Origin of the sequence: Campylobacter sp. RM12637, assembly GCF_020137645.1 — a bacterium.
Classification (GTDB): Bacteria; Campylobacterota; Campylobacteria; order Campylobacterales; family Campylobacteraceae; genus Campylobacter_E.
Genome location: NZ_JACGAV010000023.1, coordinates 1 through 19,063, shown reverse-complemented (window position 1 = coordinate 19,063; position 19,063 = coordinate 1). Strand labels below are relative to the sequence as shown.

21 protein-coding genes are annotated in these 19,063 nt (G+C 27.1%); 17 read left to right on the top strand and 4 right to left on the bottom strand.

The features are described 5' to 3' along the window. The 4 genes from AVBRAN12637_RS09010 to AVBRAN12637_RS08995 all read left to right on the top strand — a co-directional run. Positions 1-253, top strand: a 253-nt coding sequence (locus AVBRAN12637_RS09010; protein WP_336615761.1) for a hypothetical protein, incomplete at its 5' end; no start/stop codon positions are given. 101 nt (positions 254-354) lie between these two features. Beyond that, positions 355-1,761, top strand: a complete 1,407-nt coding sequence (locus AVBRAN12637_RS09005; protein ID WP_336615760.1) for a BspA family leucine-rich repeat surface protein — start codon at positions 355-357, stop codon at positions 1,759-1,761. A 10-nt stretch (positions 1,762-1,771) separates the two neighbouring features. Next, entirely contained in the window at positions 1,772-2,425 is a 654-nt protein-coding gene (locus AVBRAN12637_RS09000; RefSeq protein WP_336608881.1) for a BspA family leucine-rich repeat surface protein, read from the top strand. 10 nt (positions 2,426-2,435) lie between these two features. Continuing rightward, a complete protein-coding gene (locus AVBRAN12637_RS08995) occupies positions 2,436-2,636 on the top strand; it encodes a hypothetical protein (RefSeq protein ID WP_336615759.1) in 201 nt (66 codons plus the stop codon). Between the two features lie 209 nt (positions 2,637-2,845). On the opposite strand, the gene tilS is transcribed toward AVBRAN12637_RS08995, so the two are convergent. Continuing rightward, positions 2,846-3,844 carry a tRNA lysidine(34) synthetase TilS gene (tilS, locus tag AVBRAN12637_RS08990; RefSeq protein ID WP_214118091.1) on the bottom strand — a complete coding sequence of 333 codons (999 nt, stop codon included), beginning with the start codon at positions 3,842-3,844 and terminating at the stop codon, positions 2,846-2,848. After that, positions 3,834-5,147 carry a 30S ribosomal protein S12 methylthiotransferase RimO gene (rimO, locus tag AVBRAN12637_RS08985; RefSeq protein WP_214118089.1) on the bottom strand — a complete coding sequence of 438 codons (1,314 nt, stop codon included), beginning with the start codon at positions 5,145-5,147 and terminating at the stop codon, positions 3,834-3,836. Before rimO ends, tilS begins: the two co-directional genes overlap by 11 nt. An 80-nt stretch (positions 5,148-5,227) precedes the next feature. On the opposite strand from rimO, the gene prfB reads away from it, so the two are divergent. The 8 genes from prfB to citF are packed head-to-tail and all read left to right on the top strand — an operon-like array spanning position 5,228 to position 12,323. Continuing rightward, positions 5,228-6,334, top strand: coding sequence for a peptide chain release factor 2 (gene prfB / locus AVBRAN12637_RS08980; RefSeq protein ID WP_336615758.1), 1,107 nt, complete (start codon positions 5,228-5,230; stop codon positions 6,332-6,334). A 27-nt stretch (positions 6,335-6,361) separates the two neighbouring features. After that, complete coding sequence (locus AVBRAN12637_RS08975; protein WP_239802949.1) at positions 6,362-6,829, top strand: TM2 domain-containing protein; 468 nt, start codon at positions 6,362-6,364, stop codon at positions 6,827-6,829. Continuing rightward, on the top strand, positions 6,826-7,626 hold the full coding sequence (locus AVBRAN12637_RS08970; RefSeq protein ID WP_275591982.1) for a DnaJ domain-containing protein: 801 nt from the start codon (positions 6,826-6,828) through the stop codon (positions 7,624-7,626). The genes AVBRAN12637_RS08975 and AVBRAN12637_RS08970 overlap by 4 nt, the downstream gene beginning before the upstream one ends. Before the next feature lie 9 nt (positions 7,627-7,635). Then, on the top strand, positions 7,636-8,547 hold the full coding sequence (locus tag AVBRAN12637_RS08965) for an SDR family NAD(P)-dependent oxidoreductase (protein WP_336615757.1): 912 nt from the start codon (positions 7,636-7,638) through the stop codon (positions 8,545-8,547). Continuing rightward, complete coding sequence (gene citC / locus AVBRAN12637_RS08960) at positions 8,547-9,545, top strand: [citrate (pro-3S)-lyase] ligase (RefSeq protein WP_336615756.1); 999 nt, start codon at positions 8,547-8,549, stop codon at positions 9,543-9,545. Before AVBRAN12637_RS08965 ends, citC begins: the two co-directional genes overlap by 1 nt. 56 nt (positions 9,546-9,601) lie before the next feature. Continuing rightward, entirely contained in the window at positions 9,602-9,892 is a 291-nt protein-coding gene (citD, locus tag AVBRAN12637_RS08955; protein ID WP_239802947.1) for a citrate lyase acyl carrier protein, read from the top strand. Further along, complete coding sequence (locus AVBRAN12637_RS08950; protein WP_214118078.1) at positions 9,886-10,776, top strand: aldolase/citrate lyase family protein; 891 nt, start codon at positions 9,886-9,888, stop codon at positions 10,774-10,776. The genes citD and AVBRAN12637_RS08950 overlap by 7 nt, the downstream gene beginning before the upstream one ends. Positions 10,777-10,778: 2 nt before the next feature. After that, complete coding sequence (gene citF, locus AVBRAN12637_RS08945; protein ID WP_336615755.1) at positions 10,779-12,323, top strand: citrate lyase subunit alpha; 1,545 nt, start codon at positions 10,779-10,781, stop codon at positions 12,321-12,323. Between the two features lie 227 nt (positions 12,324-12,550). On the opposite strand, the gene AVBRAN12637_RS08940 is transcribed toward citF, so the two are convergent. Beyond that, positions 12,551-12,910, bottom strand: a complete 360-nt coding sequence (locus AVBRAN12637_RS08940; protein WP_336615754.1) for a cupin domain-containing protein — start codon at positions 12,908-12,910, stop codon at positions 12,551-12,553. A 57-nt stretch (positions 12,911-12,967) separates the two neighbouring features. Beyond that, positions 12,968-13,390 (bottom strand): MarR family transcriptional regulator, encoded by a 423-nt coding sequence (locus AVBRAN12637_RS08935; protein WP_214118064.1) that lies wholly within the window; start codon positions 13,388-13,390, stop codon positions 12,968-12,970. A 105-nt stretch (positions 13,391-13,495) separates the two neighbouring features. Here AVBRAN12637_RS08935 and AVBRAN12637_RS08930 point away from each other — a divergent pair, with 105 nt between their 5' ends. From AVBRAN12637_RS08930 to AVBRAN12637_RS08910, 5 genes are all read left to right on the top strand, one after another. Further along, entirely contained in the window at positions 13,496-14,419 is a 924-nt protein-coding gene (locus AVBRAN12637_RS08930) for a hypothetical protein (protein WP_336615753.1), read from the top strand. A 33-nt stretch (positions 14,420-14,452) separates the two neighbouring features. Further along, positions 14,453-15,037, top strand: a complete 585-nt coding sequence (locus AVBRAN12637_RS08925; RefSeq protein ID WP_336615752.1) for a hypothetical protein — start codon at positions 14,453-14,455, stop codon at positions 15,035-15,037. Between the two features lie 143 nt (positions 15,038-15,180). Next, on the top strand, positions 15,181-17,130 hold the full coding sequence (locus AVBRAN12637_RS08920; protein ID WP_214118060.1) for a BCCT family transporter: 1,950 nt from the start codon (positions 15,181-15,183) through the stop codon (positions 17,128-17,130). Positions 17,131-17,296: 166 nt separating this feature from the next. After that, positions 17,297-18,739: an aldehyde dehydrogenase gene (gene aldA / locus AVBRAN12637_RS08915; RefSeq protein WP_336615751.1), complete on the top strand. Its 1,443-nt coding sequence runs from the start codon at positions 17,297-17,299 to the stop codon at positions 18,737-18,739. 138 nt (positions 18,740-18,877) lie between these two features. Beyond that, the coding region (locus tag AVBRAN12637_RS08910) for a hypothetical protein (protein WP_336615750.1) at positions 18,878-19,063 on the top strand (186 nt) is incomplete at its 3' end.

Genomic DNA, 19,063 nt, shown 5'->3' with positions numbered 1-19,063 from the left:
TAATGAAAAAGTAAAGCCTAATACAAATAATTTTAATTCATCAAACAATCAATCAACAAGCACCACAAAAGATTACAAAGCTTTAGCTGATGAAAAGATAGAAAAAAGCTTATGGGATAACTTATGCGATGGTATTGAAAAAGCAGTTAATTTTGTTGTTGAAAACAAAGAGAAGATTATGGCTGGTATTACTACTGCTTTTGCCATAGGTAAAGAAGTTATAATTCTCTTTACTAGCTCTAAGAAAAAATAAAAAACAAAAAGAATTTGAAATATGACTTTCAAATTCTTTTATATGGACATATTTGAGACTATGCTTTTGCTATGATATAGCAAATTTTTAAAGGAGATACTATGAAAGATAATGATGAAATAATTAAAAAAATCTATAAAAAAGCTGAAAAAGGTAGAGATTATTTAAGAATGAAGAGTTATTTATTAAATCATTTAATAAATGAAATGCTAGAAAATTTTAAAGACAATGAAACACTTCAAAAGATTAAAAATGATTTAGATAATTCGGCTGGATATTTTTATTTTAGTATTAATCAAAGTAAAGATATAAAAGAAGTGCTTAAACAAGACACTTTAGCAGCTAAATATCATAATCTGTGGTTTAAAACCGACTTTAATACAAAAGATTATAATGATATTTTTTGCGTTTGCCTTGCTATTTATGAGTATTTAGAAGATAAAAATAATCAAAGCAGAATTAAATTATATGAATTAAGAAAAGAATTAGATAAATATTATGATAACCAAGGCTCTAAAGATGAATTAATCAAAGTATTTTTAGAATATTTTAATATTTGTGATTTTTCTTTATTTAATAACGATGGCAGTTTAAATGATGAAATTATTATTAAATGTAACGATTGTGAGCAATATATAAAAATCATTGAACAAAATCTAGAAAACAAAGAAAACGAGCTTAAAGAAAGCATAAAATATAAATTACAAAATCGCTTTAAAGAAATCAAAAATATAAATTATGATCACATAATAACAGATTTAAGCCTTATAAATCGTATTCTAGATGATGATACTTGGCTAAATGAAAGTATTTATAAGCTATTAGTTTTAGAAGATAAAAATCAATTAATAAAAATTTCTAATTATATTTCTAGGCTTGATACTGAGCTTAAAATACAAACATTACAAAGATTAGAGCTTGAATATTTATTAAATGCTACAAAAGAAAGCATTACTAGACTTGAAGAAACTTGGAAAGATTTTGAAGATAAAGATTTTGATTTTGATGTAGATCTTTTAATCAATGCTTTAGAACAGCAAAAAAATATTGCAAGGAATAATATTTTTTATTATGAAATACTAGATAGACAACAAATACTACTAAACGAAGCTATATCTAAAAAGCGCTTTAAACCAAAAACTAAAGATGAATTAAGAGAACTAATTAAAGACGACAGAGTATCGTTAGCTAATATTGATACTAGCTTAATAACTGATATGAGTGGTCTATTTGAAGGTAGTGAAAGAATTAATTTTGATGGTATAGAAAATTGGGACACTAGCAATGTTACTAATATGAATGATATGTTTTTAGGTTGTAAATATTTTAATAAAAAGCTTAATTGGGACACTAGCAATGTTACTAATATGAATGATATGTTTTTAGGTTGCGAACGCTTAAATAAATTAATCGAGTTTGATATTTCAAATGTGCTTGTTGGTAATGGTATCTTTTACGCTTGCAAAAGACTTAAGCCTACAAATATAAGACTTAAGATTAAAAACTAAAGGAGATTTTATGAAAAAATATAAGCCAAAAAATAAAGAAGAATTGCAAGAGTTAGTAAGAGATGAGAGTGTCAATTTAGGAGATATTGATACTAGCTTAATCACTGATATGAGTGAATTGTTTGAAAATAACATTAGAAAAGACTTTAGCGGGATAAATGAATGGAATACTAGTAATGTTACTAATATGAGTGCTATGTTTTTTAATTGCAAATATTTTAATGAAGCTTTGAGTTTTGATACTTCAAGTGTTGTTAATATGAGCTATATGTTTGCTTTTTGCGAGCGTTTTAATAAAACAATTGATTTTAATACTTGTAATGTAGAAGATATGGGGAATATGTTTGATAGTTGTAAAAATTTTAATCAGGCTTTAAATTTTAATACTTTAAAGGTTAAAGATATGAGCTATATGTTTAAAGGATGCTATAGATTTAATCAAATGCTAGAGTTTGATACAAAAAATGTAAAAAATATGGATTTTATGTTTTTAGAATGTAAAAGTTTTAATCAAATGTTAGATTTTGATACTTCAAGTGCTTTTAATTTAGATGATATGTTTTTGTTTTGTGATAATTTAGAACAAGAGCCTAAATTTTATACTGATTATATGGATGAAAAGCAAAAAAGATATGAAGAATTAAAGAATGGGTTTGAAGGATGAAGGAGTATAAATGCCAATAACACCAAAGCCAAGTAAGTTTATTTGTAAAGATTGTGGGTATTCAGTGGTGATAATTCATAAAAGCGATTGCCTAAATGCAAATGATTTACCACCATCTAAATGCCCTAAATATAAAAATAGTGTTTGTTATGATAGAAAAAGAGCTAATACATTTGATATAGCTTTAGCAAAATTAAAGGAGATTTTATGAAAAAAATATAATTTAAAAATAAAGAAGAGTTACTATAAAACAACAAATTCGCTTGAAGTAAATTAAATATTTTTATTTATATTTTAAAAATGATTAAAATTGTAGTTATTGGTTTTAGTAAAAATTACTATAAAATAAGCAAATTAAGTATTAAATCATTATCTTAAATATTTAATCTTTACATAAAAAGAAATTCCTAAAATCAAATATCAATAATTATTATGAGTTGATTTTAGGTTTTTTGTAAGATTTATTAATTCATTTAGCTTTATATTATTTAACGCTAGGAAAAATCTAAGATTTTTTGGCACTTTTGCTAGTCTATAAGCGTCTTTTTGCTCCTTACTAAGCTTTGTAATAGCCTTTAAAAAAACCATAAAAAATCCTTTATAAAAGCAAACACAAACACAATCAGTCCTAAAATAAAGCTCGGCTTCGTTGTTTTTATTTAGCTGGTTTTTTAGCTCTAATTTTTGCTTTGATGAGCTTACAAAACCTAGTTTTTTAATAGCTTTATCTAAAGAATTTTCATCTTTACAAAAATAAATTCCTTTATAAACCAAGCTATCTTTACATATTTTACTCTTATCAAATTCTAAATATTTTAAAGTATTTCTTATGCCATTTGCGTAGTGTTTTACAAAATCATTTGCATAATTTAATCTAATTTCGTTTCTTTTATATTTGGTATTAAAATTACTTTCATCTTGAAAATATTCATAACTATTCTCATTTAAATACAGCATAATTTCATCTTTGCTAGTATTAATTAATGGGCGAATTATTTTATAATTTTTCCTTGTATCAATCCCGTTAAAACCCAATAGATTGCATAAACCCGCACCTTTTGTAATTTGCATTAAAAACCACTCAAACCTGTCATTTAAATTATGAGCTACTATTAAATTATCATAATCTTGCATTAATTCATCAAAAAAGTCATATCTATATTTTCTAGCATTACTTTCAAAATTATTATTATCAAGATTTACTTTTTTAGTAAAGATTTTTTTATTATGAGCTTTTGCTAATTTTATAGCGCTTTGCTCTTCGTTATTTGAATTAATTCTAGTCTGATAATTTACAAGGCATAAATCAAACTCACAAAGCTCTAAAAGTGCATAAAAAAGTGCCGTGCTATCAGTCCCGTGTGAAAATGCTAAAAGGTTTTTTTTACCTTTTAGCTCTTCTAAATATTCAATTCTCATAGCGTCTAATTGCAGTTGCTATTAGGGTTTTTTCATGCACTTGAGTGATTTTACAAACTATTAAATCACCCACTTTTAGCTCTCCTATCTCACTTTCATTTATTAAGATTTCTCCATCTATATCTCTATCAAATAAAAGCGGCTTAGCACCTATAAAAAACTCGCCTTCGCTAGATTCTCCTAAACAACTTGCGATTATTTCTTGATTTAGCATTTTTTCAAAACTTGCATTGATTTTAGCATCTACGATTTTTTCAATCTTTTTTAGCCTACTTTTAATAGTATTTGCATTGATTTGTTGCATTGAGTAAGCGGCGGTATCTTCTTCTTTTGAATATGCAAACACACTAATTCTATCAAAATCAAATTCTTTAATAAACTCGCATAAATCTTCAAAATCTTCTTCACTTTCTCCTGGGTGTCCTACTATAAAACCAGTTCTTAAAAAGCTATTAGGAGCTGCTCTCATTTGCTCTAAAAAGCTAATAGCCTTAGCCTTATCATAGCCACGCTTCATAATTTTTAATAATTTATCGCTTGAGTGTTGAAGTGGCATATCAAAATAATTCACAAATACTTTTGAATTAATTATTTTAGTAATTAAACTAGGCTTAATTGAGCTTGGATATAGGTATAAAATTCTAGCAGCCTTTATTCCTTCAATTTTTTCAATTTCTGAAATTAAATTCTCTAAGCCATCGCTAATTTTTAAGTCTTTTAAATAAGAGCTTGTATCTTGAGCAATGAATGAAAAATCATAAAATCCCCTAGCAACTAAGCCTTTAACTTCAGCTACTACATCATCTATTGGGCGAGATTTTAACTTGCCTTTAAATGTAGGAATAGCACAAAAGCTACAGGTTTGATTGCAACCTTCAGCGATTTTTATATAAGCGTGAGTATTTGAGCCTGTTATTACTCTTTGAGTATTTGCGTCTTGTAAATATACAAAATCTCTAAATCTACTTTCACGACTTGCTATTAATTCATCAATTTTTGCATACTCGCTAACTCCTGCAAATAAATCAACTTCGGGTAATTCTTTAACCAATTCATCTTTATATCTTTGCATTAAGCAGCCAGTTACTACTAAAATTGAGCCTTTTTTTCTAATTTCGTGTAGTTCTAAAATAGCATTAATACTTTCAATTTTTGCACTTTTTATAAAACCACAAGTATTTACTATCAATACATCAGCTTCACTTGCTTCATTAGTAATTTCGTATTCTTTTAAGCGACCTAGCATAATTTCACTATCAACTAAGTTTTTATTACAGCCTAAACTTTGTAAAAATAATTTCATTTAAATTCCTTTTAAAAAAGCTATTATCTTAATAAATTTTAGCTAAGATTTGCCTTTAAAATACAACTACGGAGCAAAATTTGGATAATTATGAATTTAGTGAATTATTAAAAGAATTACAAATAAAACTTGACAATATAGAAAAAATAATCAAACCAAACGAGGCAAAAGAAAGAATAAAAGAAATAGAAAAAGAGCAAGAAGACCCAGCATTATGGGCTGATGCAAAAAGAGCAGCCGAGCTTGGTAAAGAAAAAACTAAATTAAATCAATTAGTATCAAAATATGAAATTGCAAATAGTGAATTAGTAGGCACTAGTGAGTTGTTTGAACTTGCGGTGAAAGAAAATGATTATGAGACTTTAGAAGCTTTATTTATAGATAGTCCTAATTTAGAAGAAACTATTAAAAGTCTTGAAATATCAATGCTTTTAAGTGGGGAAAATGATACTAAAAACGCAATTATTAATATTCACCCAGGAGCAGGTGGAACGGAGAGTAATGATTGGGCGAGTATTGTTTATAGAATGTATTTGAGATTTTGTGAAAGAGAGGGCTTTAAAGTTGAAACACTAGATTATCAAGAAGGTGATGAAGCAGGGATAAAAGATGTTAGCTTTGTTGCTCGTGGGCTTAATGCTTATGGGTATTTTAAGGCTGAACACGGAGTTCATAGACTTGTAAGAATTAGCCCATTTGATAGCAATGCTAGACGCCATACGAGTTTTTGTAGTGTAATTGTTGCACCTGAAATTGATGATGATATAGAAATTGAAATTGAAGAAAAAGATATAAGAATTGATTATTATAGAGCAAGTGGTGCAGGTGGTCAGCATGTAAATAAGACAGAAAGTGCGGTAAGAATTACTCATATTCCAACAGGAATTGTAGTGCAATGCCAAAACGATAGAAGTCAGCATAAAAACAAAGCTACAGCTTATAAAATGCTTCGTTCAAGATTATATGAACTTGAAATGGAGAAATTAAACGATGGAAAAGATACGGGAGGAGTTGGCGAAAATAGTTTTGGGCATCAAATTCGCTCGTATGTTTTAGCTCCTTATCAGCAAGTAAAAGACGCTAGAAGTAATGAGGCATTTAGCCAAGTTGATGCGATACTTGATGGGGATATTAAAAAAATGATAGAAGGTGTATTAATTGCACTTAAGGATAGCAGCGAAGATTGATTATTGTGATAAACATAAAGGATTATCGTGGATACAGCCCAAAAACTATTTTTAAATAACAAAATTAAAGATATCAATTTGCTTAGCTTAGAAGATAAGCAAATTGATATAAATAAGCTTAGTGAAATAAAACTAAAAGAACCAAAAATAGGACTAATATTAGGGATATTTTTTGGTATTTTAGGAGCTGATAGATTTTATAAAGGAGATGGATTTTTAGGATTTATTAAGTTTATTTTGTTTTTTATTTCTCATTTTTGTTTATTATTTGTTTTACATATTCCACTTGCAATGCTTTTTTATTCAGGACCTGATGCACCGCCACCTCCATTTATTTTGCAATCAAAAATATATTTAAATATAGTTGCTTTTTCTTTTATTTTAATATGGTTTATATTTATTATTTGGGTTATATTAGATTGGTTTTTAGTCTATCGTGGGATAAAAAAGGATAATTTTCAAAAGATTTTAAGTGTTATAAAGGAAGAAAATTGAATATATTTTTATTATTAATAATAATTTTAGCAATTATAGGATTTATTACAGGTAAGGGTATTATTAGAACCATAATATCATTTTTTGCGATAATATTAGGGACTATTTTAACAGCGATTTTAGGGCTTATTGGAGCAATTTTATTACCTTTATTTTTTAAAGGAAATATTTTAAATAATCAATTTACTAAAATGAAAGGCGGATATGCTGAATACCTAGTCGCACTTATTGCAAAAATAGCTAAACTTGATGGAGTAATTTCGCCTAAAGAAGCCGAATTTATAAAATTAATACTAGATAATAATTCTTATAATTTAGTTGAGCGTGAGAGATTAAAAAAGGTTTTTAAAGAAGCTAAAGAAAATCCAGAAAATTATAGGATAGTGGCACAAGAGCTTAAAAATAATTTTATTTTAAGCAAAAATGAAAAGCTTAATATTATGCAAAGTTTGCTTTATTGTGCGAGTATTGATGGTTTTAGTGAAAAAAAGATTTTTGCGTTAAAAGAAATTGCAGAGATTTTTGGTGTTACACAAGAATTTGCACAATTTATAAATTTTGGTAACAATAACAAACAAAATAATAATAAAATTAAAAAAGACCCTTATGAGGTTTTAGAATTAAGTCCTAATGCTAGTTTAGTTGAAGTAAAAGCAGCATATAGAAGACTTGCTAAAAAATATCATCCTGATGTGTTAAACACAAAAAATCTTAGCGAAAGCGAGCTAAGAGCAGGGATAGAGAAATTTCATGAGATTAATGAAGCTTATGAGATTTTAAAACAAAAATTAAGTTAAGGAAGTAAAGTGGTAGTTTTAATAACAGGTGTTGCAGGATATATTGGCTCAGCCACTGCATCTGGATTTTTAGAAGCTGGGCATAAGGTAATTGGAATTGATAATTTAAGCGGTAAAAATAAAAAAGCTATAAAAAATATAAAAAAATATTATGAAGTTGATTTTTATGAAGTTGATATTTCAAATAGCGAAGCTTTAGAAGATGTAATGTCAAGATTTAAAATTGATATGATATTTCATTTTGCAGCAACTAGCAATGAGAATTTTAGTAAAAAAGATAATTTAACTTTTTATGAAAACAATATCATAAATCTTTTTAAATTATTAAAAGCTATGAAAAAATTTAAAGTTAAGACTTTAATATATCCATCAAGTATATTTGCTAATGTAGGATTGGAAAATACCTGTGATGCTTATGTTAAGACAAAAATCTTAGCTGAAAATATGATACAAGATTATGCTAGAAGCAATCCTGATTTTTCTTATGCAATTTTAAGATATTGCAATATTGCAGGGTATTATTCTAAGATATTTTTAGGAGAATTTGAACATTATTCAATTATTAAAAATATCACAAGAATTGCTTGCGGTAAGTCTGAATTAGGTCGTGATTTTAACTATGATGAGAATTATCATTTCGCACATATTGATGATATTGTTAATATTAATTTAAAAGTAGCTAGCGAGCTTTATACAACCAAAGAAAATATATGCACTACAATAGCTAGCAAAGAAAGTATAAGTGTAGAAAATCTAATCAAATTAGTAGAAAAGTTAAGCAAAAAAGAAATAGATATAACAATAGCTTTAAAAAATGACCATTGCGATAAAATTAAGTCTTGTAATTTATTAAAATATGAATTAGAGTATTCAATAGAAGATATTTGCAAAAATCAATTAGAACACGAAGCTAGGTTTTAATGTTTAGATATTTATTATTAGCTTATGAAAGAGAAAAATTAGAACTATTTTTAAAAAGATTTGATTTAAGATGCGATGAAGATATAGAATATGCTTTAGTTTATGAAGAAAATGAAGAGATTAAAGCAAGTGCTTGTATAAGCGGTAATATTGTAAAATGTATAGCAATTTATAAATCTTTACAAGGTAATAATTTTAGCGCTACTTTACTAACTCAAATTGCAGATAAATTAAGAGAATTAAATATAAATGAATATTTTATATTTACAAAGCCTTGTAATGTAAAAGTATTTGAGAGTTTAGGGCTTTATTTATTATGTCTTACAAAAGATGTTGCGTTATTTGAAAACACAAAATTAAATTATGAAAATTATAAATTTGAACTAGCTAAACATTATAAAAGAGCAAAAAAAATTGGCTCAATTGTAATGAATTTAAATCCTATGAGTAAAGGGCATTTATATTTAATTCAAAAAGCCTTAAAGCACTGCGAAATCTTGCATATATTTATTTTAAGCGAAGATTTAAGTATGTTTAATACAAAAGCAAGGCTTGAGATTGTAAGAAATGAATTAAAAGATTATAAAAATATAATAATTCACGAAAGCAAAAATTATATTATTTCAAAAGCTACTTTTCCTACATATTTTTTAAAGGATAATGCTAATGTTAATGAGATTTATTCAAGGCTTGATATTACATTATTTGCTACAAAAATAGCACCTATTTTAGGGATAAATATGAGATTTTTTGGGACAGAACCAAAAGATAAAATAACAAAAGATTACAACCAAAAAGCAAAAGAAATTTTAAAAGAATTTAAAATCAAATTCTATGAAATCAGTAGAGCTAGAATAAATAAAAAAGTAATAAGTGCAAGTAGGATTAGAAAAATTATTTTAAATGATAAGGATTATTTAAATAATAAGGAGTTAAAATCCCTTTGTGCTAATTCAACTTATGAGTATTTAAAAAACAATTTAATAACTAAAAATTAAGTTATCTTTGCAATAATAAAAGAAAACTTAAAAAATTTAATTAATTAGGAGATTTGATGATTACAACTATTGCAAGTGCTGGTTCATTAGAATCAGGCGATGTTTTAATTAGTGTAAGTCCTGCTAATGTGGGAAGGAAAATTGAATTAAATTCTAGCGTTTATAAACAATTTGGAGAACAAATATTAGCCAGCGTTAATGAAGTATTAGATGAATATGATATTAAAAATGTAACAATAAAAATAGAAGATAAAGGAGCACTTGATTTAGTAATTCGTGCGAGATTAAAAACTGCTATTTTTAGAGCTAGTTTAAAAGATTATGATTGGGAGAGTGAATTATGCTAAATAAAGATAGACTTAGAAGAAGTATGATGTTCTTGCCCGGAAATGCACCTGCAAAATTAATAGACGCACATATTTATGGAAGTGATTCTATTATGATTGACTTAGAAGATGCAGTAAGTATTTCAGCAAAAGATGCGGCTAGAATGCTAACTTATGAAACTCTTAAAAAGATTAATTATGGTTCAACTGAAGTTGTTGTAAGAATAAATGCTTTAAATTCTCCTTACGGAAGAGATGATGTAATAGCTATGGTTAGTGCTGGAGTTGATGTTATAAGACTTCCAAAGACTGATAATGCAAACGAAGTTAAAGAAGTAGATGAGTTAATAAGCGAAGTTGAGCATAAACTAAATCGTCCTAAAAAAACTTTAATTCTAGCAGCAATTGAGAGTGCTACTGGGGTTATTAATGCTTGTGAGATTGCAAAGGCAAGTGATAGATTAATGGGGATTGCTCTTGGAGCTGAAGATTATGTAACGAATTTAAAAACAACTAGAAGCAAACACGCAATGGAGCTTTATTATGCAAGAGAGCAGATAATTCACGCAGCAAGAAGCAATAATTTATATTGTTTTGACACCGTTTTTTCAAATATAAAAGATAAAGTTGCATTTGCTGAAGAAGTGCAATTTATAAAAGACTTAGGTTTTGATGGTAAATCAGTAGTTCATCCAAGTCAAATCAAAATAGTTCATGATATTTATACTCCAAAAGAAAAAGAAATAATAGACGCTTTAAAAGTAGTAAATGCAGCTAAAGAAGCTGAAAAAAATAGCATAGGTGTAATTGCAGTTGATGGCAAAATGGTAGATGGTCCAATTATTATTAGAGCTTTAAGAGTGCTTGAATTAGCTAAAGCTAGTGGTCTTTATAAAGGAGAATGATTATGTATAAAGTAAATGCAGTTAATAGAAAAATACCTAATAAAATTGCTAATTATAAAGATGTAGTTGTATATAGTGGAGAATTAAAACAACCAAAAGAGCGTAAAATCGGTGCAGCTATTAGAGTTGGCAAAAAAGAAGATAAATTAGTCTCAAATATAAAAGACGCTATTATAAAATCAGGCTTAAAAGATGGTATGACAATAAGTTTTCATCACCATTTTAGAAGTGGAGATTATATTTTAAATCTAGTTTTAGAAGAAATAAGCAAGCTAGGTATTAAAAATCTTTGCGTAGCAGCAAGCTCTCTTTCAACTTGCCATAAACCTTTAATTGAGCATATTAAAAATGGTGTTGTAACAAGTCTTCAAACAAGTGGTCTAAGAGAGCCATTGGGTTCTTTTATTAGTAATGGTGGATTAAAAACTCCTGTAATTATTAGAAGTCATGGTGGTCGTGCTAGAGCTATTGAAGATGGCTCGCTTAAAATTGATGTAGCATTTATTGGTGCTCCAAGTTGTGATAAATTTGGTAATCTTAATGGTTATACAGGCAAATCTGCGTGTGGTAGTTTAGGTTATGCTAAGGTTGATGCTATGTATGCTAATAAAGTTATTGCAATTACTGATAATTTAGTAGATGGGATAAATCTTCCTGCTAGTATTGACCAAACTATGGTGGATTTTGTTTGTGAGATTGAGAGTATTGGCGATCCAAAAGGCATAGTATCAGGTGCAATTCGTTTTAATGATAATCCAAGAGATATTTTAATAGCTGAAAATGCTTTAAAATGTATCTTAGCATCAGGTTTATTTAAAAATGGCTTTAGTTTCCAAACAGGAGCTGCGGGCGCTTCTTTAGCAGTAACTAAGCTTTTAAAAGAAGAGATGATTAAGCATAATATCACTGCTAGTTTAGGTGTTGGTGGTATCACTGCTGCTTTAGTTGATTTGCATGAAAATGGTTTGATGGATGCGCTTTTTGATACTCAAAGTTTTGATTTAGATGCTGTTAGCTCACTTGCAAAAAATCCAAAACATTATGAAATATCAGCATCTTTTTATGCAAATCCAAATCTAGTTACTCCAGCGGTAAATCAATTAGATTTTGTAATGTTAGGAGCACTTGAGATTGATACGAATTTCAATGTAAATGTAATTACTACTTCAACAGGTGTTATTAATCAAGCAATAGGCGGACACCAAGATACTGCTGAAGGTGCAAAAATTGCAATGATTTTAGCACCATTAATTCGTGCTAGAATTCCAATTGTAGTTGATAATGTAAGCACGATTTGCACCCCAGGAGCAAATGTTGATGTGGTTTGCACTGATTACGGAATTGCAGTAAATCCTAAAAGAACTGATTTAATAGAGAATTTCACAAAAGCAGGTATTAAATTATATACGATTGAAGAACTAAAAGAAATGGCAGAAAAAATCACAGGCAAACCAGCTAGTATTAAATTTGGCGATGAGGTAGTAGGCGTTGTAGAATATCGTGATGGCAGCGTTTTAGATGTGATTTATAAATCTTTACAAAATTAGGAATTTATTTCCTAATTTTATTACCAAATTACACATATTAAACTCAATTTTTAAGTATTTCTTGTTTATTTAATTAAAACAATTTAAAGTATAAGATATTTAAGGAGAGTTTTATGTGGATTGGAAGAAACGATGGCGAAGAAAGTATTCATAACAGAGTTTTTAAATGTTTGAATACTTATTTGATTAATATATTTTGCTTAACTTAGGATTGCTCCTAAGTTAAATTACTCTACTAAGCCATCGCTAAAAGTGTATTGGGTTAGAGAATTTTCTTTTGCTTGAATACAGATATAATTTAGTTTAGTTTTTGCAAAAATCTGTCTTTTTACACTAGGTGCAACTCTGATTATATCTCCTGTTTTAATTAAAATTAGTTCATTATCTAACTTTATTTCCCCATTACCATCTAAGATAATATAAACTTCTTCGTTTTCTTTATGATGATGAACAAAAGGCACATTAGTATTTGCTTCCATTGTGTTAATACTTATTTCACAAGATGTAAATCCTAAAGCTTCTTTTAAATCAATTCTTTGAATATTTTTAAATTCTCCTAGACTTTTTACACTAAATCCATTACTCATTTTAACTCCTTTTTAGTTTGATAACGAACTATTTTTGCATAAAAAGTTAAATATATTTTAATTTTTTATGTTATTTAGCATTTTTTCTAATAATTCTTCTAAAAATAACTCTTCTGCTTTTGAAAAGTTTTTAAGTAATTTTTCAAAAACTATATTTGATACTTCTTCAAATATTGGTTTTAAATCTAAAGTTTTTTGAGTTGCTTTTATTAAATACATTCTACTATCGTTACTGCTTTGGCTTTTTGTGATATATCCATTTTGTTCTAATTTGTCTATTAAAGAGCTAATTGTAGCCTTGCTTCTATGTATTTTTTGTGCTATTTGAACCATACAATATTCTTTTTCATCAAATAATATATTTAAAATATCAGCGTGAGAAAAGGATAAATCAAATTCTACTCTTTTGCTAAGTTCTTTTAAAATCAATTCATTTGATAGTTCTTTTATTCTTCCCATTAAAAATAAGCTTGAGTTCATATTTTGTCCTTATAATTTTTTTTATTATATAAAAATATTAAAAAATTTATTGAATTTTTTAAAAAGTAAAAGATATTTTTGCTAAATTTAAAAAAAGGAGTAAAAATGTCTGATAAATTTTTTAAAAAATTTAGAATTTGTTTTGCTAGGAATACTAAAAGATTAATGTTAAATTACAAAATAGAATTTAAAAGGCTTTATTTTAATTATTTTAAATTATTAAAACTTGCCAATATATTTGTAAAAACTATGAGATTTTCTTTAGTTTTAATAACTTTTGTTTCTGTAATAGCTTATACAAAATATTATTTATTTGAAGTTGGGTATTTGCCTAGATTTGATTTTAATTTATTACTTACATTTGGATATGTGTGTTTTGTTTATTCTATTTTTATAGGGATTATTCCTTATGTTATGATTGAATTTGTTGTGCTTTTAGCTTGTAAAAGAAAAAATTCAAATAAATTTGGCTTTAAAATTCTTAATTTTTTGTATGAAAGAGTATTTTTATTATTTGTAATTATAGTAATTATCATAATTGAATTAGTATTTTTAAGTTTAGTTCAAATATATCAAAACGAAAATGTAACTTTTCCAACGATAAATCATTGCTTAAATATTATGATGACTATATTTATTACCTTATGTTTTTTTGCATATTTTTTTAAAAGATTTAGTTTGATTATAAAAATTATTTGGATAATTTGCTCTATTTGGTATTTTTTTAGTCTTGATATTAAAGTTGTTAAATTAGCCAATATTGGTGGGTTTAGAACTGATATTGTAGTTAGTAAAAATAGTTTATATATGAGTTATTTTATAAATTATAAAAAGCTAGATATTAATGATTGTGATATTAAAAAAGGAGAGAAAAATATCTGTAAATTAAGCGATGGAAATTATGTATTAAAAGATGTATTGATTTTATCTAGCTTAAGTGATGTTGTTTATATAGAGCTTAATTTAAATAATAAAGCCCAAACGCTAGACTTTAAACAAAGCGAAATAGAAATAATTAATAGGTTTTAGATATGATTTAAAAATATGATTAAGGTAGGAAAAATGAAAGAAATTAAAGAGATTTTACTAAATATATTTTTATTGAATTTTCATATAGATTTATCTAAAAAACTTTATTTTAAATTCCTAGCTTTACTAGGTATATTTTTTGTTTTTTTATATATATTATTTGAATATATTTTTCAAATTTCAAATATATCTTTTGTATTTATTTTTCTTTATATTCTAGGCATTAGCTTGGTTTATAGGGTTAAGAAAGTATATAAAAATATTTTATTGATTTTGATTTTATCTTATCCTTTTATAAATTATTATTTATTAAAAAGTGAAGCTTTATTTTTAGGGTTTAATTTTGTATTTTTATTGTTGTTTTTATTTATAATGATTTTTGCAAATCTTAATACCAATATAAAAACTAATACAAGTCAAAAATCTTTACTTATTAAGTTATTTATATTAGCTATTTTAATTCTTAATATGCTGATATATCAATCTTTTTTAAAATCTTATAATATTTTAATTTTAGATTTTTTAAGTGTATTTGCATATTATAATTTTTATTTTTTATTATCATCTTTTATGATTATTACATATATATTTATAAAAAATTTATTAAAAACTATATAAATTTTTTTGAAGAAATTGATATAAAAAATTTTTTAGGTTAATGGCTAATTTTTCTTTTATATAGACAAATTATGTAATTATCATCTAAATCTTGCAAATCTCATTAACTAAGCCTTGTTAGACTGAAAACGCAAGGAGAAAATATGAAGATAAAAACGAGTTTTTTACCCGCTGTGTTTGTTCCAAGCATAGTATTTATTGTAATTTTAGTTTTACTAAGTATATTTTTACCAGAATTTACAAGTAGTATTTTAAATAATATTAAAACTTCAGTTTTTACTAATTTTTCTTGGTTTTTTATACTTAGTGTTAGTTTTTTTGTAGGATTTATGGTCTTATTAGCTTTATCTAAATTTGGAGATATAAAATTAGGTAAAGATGATGATGAGCCTAGTTTTAGTTTTTTTTCGTGGCTTTCTATGTTGTTTGCTACTGGAATGGGTGTTGGGCTTATGTATTTTGGTGTGGCTGAGCCTATAATTCATAAAAAATCATTAAATATAGATGATAAAGAAGCTTTAATTCATACTCTATTTCACTGGGGAATTCATCCTTGGGCTATTTATGGGGTTTGTGCTTTAGCTATGGCTTATTTTGGTTTTCGTTATAAAATGCCTTTAACTTTAAGAAGTGCTTTTTATCCTTTTTTAAAAGATAAAATTTATGGATTTTGGGGCAATGTTATTGATATTTTGGCATTAATTGTAACCGTTTTTGGAATTAGCACAACACTTGGATATTCTGCAAGTTCTTTAAATGCAGGACTTGTTAATATTGCTTGGCTTAGTGATATTTCATTTAGCGAACAAGCTATTATTATATTAATAGTTGTTAGTTTATCTACTATTTCAGCTATTAGTGGAGTTAATAAAGGGCTTAAAATATTAAGCGAGATTAATTTGCTTTTAGCATTTTTACTAATGATTTTTGTATTAGTTAGTGGTGATTTGGTTGAGCTATTATCTGATTTTAGTTCTAATTTAGGGTTATATTTTTCAAATATAGTTGAGCTTAGTTTTAAAACCTATACATATAATAAAGATTATATTAGCTGGTTTAATTCTTGGACTATTTTTTATTGGGCTTGGTGGCTTAGTTGGGCGCCTTTTGTTGGCTTTTTTATAGCAAAGATTTCTCGTGGTAGAACTATTAGAGAATTTATATTTGGAGTTTTGATTGTTCCTACTTCTTTTAATGTTTTATGGTTTAGTGTATTTGGAAATTCTGCTTTAAAATATAATGAAATTTTAAGTAATTTTTCTCAAAGTTCTGAAAAATTATTATTTGAGTTTTTAAATCTTTTACCATTTTCACAAATTAGCACTATTTTAGCTCTAGTAGTTTTAGTTTTATTTTTTATCACTTCTGCTGATAGTGGGATATTTGTTTTAAATTCTTTAGCAAGTGGTGGTAAAGAAAAACCTTATAAATGGCAAAGCATTTTATGGGGCATTAGTTTAATTGCTATTGCAATATCTTTATCATATTCTGGTGGTCTTGATACTATTTTAAGCGTTACTATGATAGTTGCACTTCCGTTTGCTTTAATGCTTGTAATTATGTGTGCATCACTACTTAAAGGCTTAATAGTTGATAGTAGATATTTTAATACAAGAGTTAGTAAGGCTAGTGTTTATTGGAGTGGAGATTTTTGGGAACAAAGGCTTGATTTAATCTTAAAACAATCTCAAATAAAAGATATGCAAGAGTTTTTAAACGAGCTTGTAAAACCTGCTATGCAAAAGATTTGCGATAAATTAAGCGAGCGTGGATTAAAAGCATTAATCAAAGAAGAAAAAAATAAAATTAGTTTAGTGATTAAAAAAGACTTATCAAAAGATTTTATTTATGGGGTAAAAATAGAAAAACACGAAGTAAATAAAACCTTATTAGATGATGAGAATTTACCTAATTTATCAAAGGAATTTGAGTATAGACCTATAACATTTTTTGGCGATGATAGACTAGGTTATGATATAAAATATTTAAATGAAAAAGAAATAATAGTAGATATTTTAAAGCATTATGAAAGGTATTTAAATCTTTTAGATGATAGCTCAAATGAAATATTTACAATGGGTTATAGAAAATAACTTTTATAGAATTTGAAATGCTTATTTCAAATTCTTTTTTTTAAAAATACTAAAGTGTTACTTTTTTTCACATTCTCGTAAAAAAATTAGAATTTTTTTTGAATATACAAAAATAATTAATATTCCTTGATAAGATATTTCAAAATTGTTTAAAAAAGGAGAAGTTATGAAGAGTTATCAAATGTATATTGATGGTGAGTTTGTTACTGAAAAAAGAGAAATGGCACCTGTTTATAATCCTGCTACAAAAGAGCAAGTTAGTGAGTATCCACTAGGCACAAGAGATGATGCTAAAAGAGCGCTTGAAGCTGCAAAAAGAGCGGGTAAAAACTGGGAAGTACTTCCAGCTATTGAACGCGCAAATTACCTTAAAAAAATCGCACAATTAATTCGTAGAGATAGAGTAAAACTAGCTGATATTTTACAAGAAGAGCAAGGCAAGGTTAGAGGTTTAGCTGAAGTTGAGATTGATTTTGCGGCTGATTATTTAGATTATATGGCAGGATTTGCAAGAACTTATGAAGGCGAAATCATTCAAAGTGATAGAGCAAATGAAAATATCTTTTTATTTAGAACTGCAATTGGTGTTACGACAGGAATTTTACCTTGGAACTTCCCGTTTTTCTTAATAGTTAGAAAACTTGCACCTGCGTTTGTAACAGGAAATACAATAGTAATTAAACCAAGTAGCGAAACTCCAAACAACGCATTTGAGTTTGCAAAATTAGCTCATGAAGCTGGAGTTCCTAAAGGAGTTTTCTCACTTGTTAGCGGAAAAGGAAGTGAGGTTGGAGATGAGCTAAGCTCAAACCCACTTATTGGAATGGTAAGTGTAACAGGTAGCGTAGAAGCTGGAGTTAGAGTTATGCAAGCAGCTGCAAAAAATGTTATAAAAGTAAATCTTGAGCTTGGTGGAAAAGCACCTGCAATCGTATGCAAAGATGCAAATATGGATTTAGTAATTCCTGCAATTAAAGCAAGTAGAATTTGTAATAACGGACAAGTTTGCAATTGTGCTGAGCGTGTTTATGTGCATAAATCAAGATATGATGAGTTTATTAATAAAATGGCTGATGAGTTTAGCAAAATTACATTCGGAAATACTGCAAAAGGTAATTTTGATATGGGGCCACTTGTAAATGAAGCAGGGGTTAAAAATGCTGATGCAATGCTAAAACGCGCACTTGAGCAAGGTGCAAAATTAGAAGTTGGTGGCAAGATAACTGATACTAGTGGATATTTCTACCCAGCTACACTACTTAGCAATGCAGATCATAAGAGTGATATTATGCAAAAAGAAATCTTTGCGCCGATTTTACCAGTTACTAGTTTTGATACACTAGATGAAGCAATTGATATGGCAAATGATTGTGAATATGGGCTTACAAGTAGTATTTATACAGAAAATCTAAACACAGCTATGAGAGCTTGCCGTGAGATTAAATTTGGCGAAACTTATATCAATCGTGAGAATTTTGAAGCTATGCAAGGCTTTCACGCAGGATTTAGAAAGAGTGGCATAGGTGGTGCTGATGGTAAGCACGGACTTTATGAATACCTTGCAACTCATGTTGTTTATCTTGATTACAATACTAAATTCAACGGCTAAAAATAGGAGCTTTTTAGCTCCTAAAATTATAAAATATTTTAATTTTAATTCAAATATATTTTTTAAGTTTATTTTAAATTAAGAAATAAATGTTACATTTGTTATTTATTTGTTTAAACTAAATTTAAAGGAAAAACAATGACTTGCACCTATCAAGATTTAATTCATAAACCAATAAAACAACATTCAAACAATCATTCTTGCAATCACTCACACCATAACCACTCCCATAATCATTCACACCATAATTCTAATCACTCACAAGAACATCACGACCATTCTCATACTCATTCTTATGATTTTACTAAGAATAAAAAAGCATTA

What these genes read in the sequence shown, in the direction of transcription:
- AVBRAN12637_RS09005 (WP_336615760.1), top strand. Translation starts at nt 355, where the DNA reads ATGAAAGATAATGATGAAATAATTAAAAAAATCTATAAAAAAGCTGAA.
- AVBRAN12637_RS09000 (WP_336608881.1), top strand. Translation starts at nt 1,772, where the DNA reads ATGAAAAAATATAAGCCAAAAAATAAAGAAGAATTGCAAGAGTTAGTA.
- AVBRAN12637_RS08995 (WP_336615759.1), top strand. Translation starts at nt 2,436, where the DNA reads ATGCCAATAACACCAAAGCCAAGTAAGTTTATTTGTAAAGATTGTGGG.
- tilS (WP_214118091.1), bottom strand. Translation starts at nt 3,844, where the DNA reads ATGAGAATTGAATATTTAGAAGAGCTAAAAGGTAAAAAAAACCTTTTA.
- rimO (WP_214118089.1), bottom strand. Translation starts at nt 5,147, where the DNA reads ATGAAATTATTTTTACAAAGTTTAGGCTGTAATAAAAACTTAGTTGAT.
- citC (WP_336615756.1), top strand. Translation starts at nt 8,547, where the DNA reads ATGTTTAGATATTTATTATTAGCTTATGAAAGAGAAAAATTAGAACTA.
- citD (WP_239802947.1), top strand. Translation starts at nt 9,602, where the DNA reads ATGATTACAACTATTGCAAGTGCTGGTTCATTAGAATCAGGCGATGTT.
- AVBRAN12637_RS08950 (WP_214118078.1), top strand. Translation starts at nt 9,886, where the DNA reads ATGCTAAATAAAGATAGACTTAGAAGAAGTATGATGTTCTTGCCCGGA.
- citF (WP_336615755.1), top strand. Translation starts at nt 10,779, where the DNA reads ATGTATAAAGTAAATGCAGTTAATAGAAAAATACCTAATAAAATTGCT.
- AVBRAN12637_RS08940 (WP_336615754.1), bottom strand. Translation starts at nt 12,910, where the DNA reads ATGAGTAATGGATTTAGTGTAAAAAGTCTAGGAGAATTTAAAAATATT.
- AVBRAN12637_RS08935 (WP_214118064.1), bottom strand. Translation starts at nt 13,390, where the DNA reads ATGAACTCAAGCTTATTTTTAATGGGAAGAATAAAAGAACTATCAAAT.
- AVBRAN12637_RS08930 (WP_336615753.1), top strand. Translation starts at nt 13,496, where the DNA reads ATGTCTGATAAATTTTTTAAAAAATTTAGAATTTGTTTTGCTAGGAAT.
- AVBRAN12637_RS08925 (WP_336615752.1), top strand. Translation starts at nt 14,453, where the DNA reads ATGAAAGAAATTAAAGAGATTTTACTAAATATATTTTTATTGAATTTT.
- AVBRAN12637_RS08920 (WP_214118060.1), top strand. Translation starts at nt 15,181, where the DNA reads ATGAAGATAAAAACGAGTTTTTTACCCGCTGTGTTTGTTCCAAGCATA.
- aldA (WP_336615751.1), top strand. Translation starts at nt 17,297, where the DNA reads ATGAAGAGTTATCAAATGTATATTGATGGTGAGTTTGTTACTGAAAAA.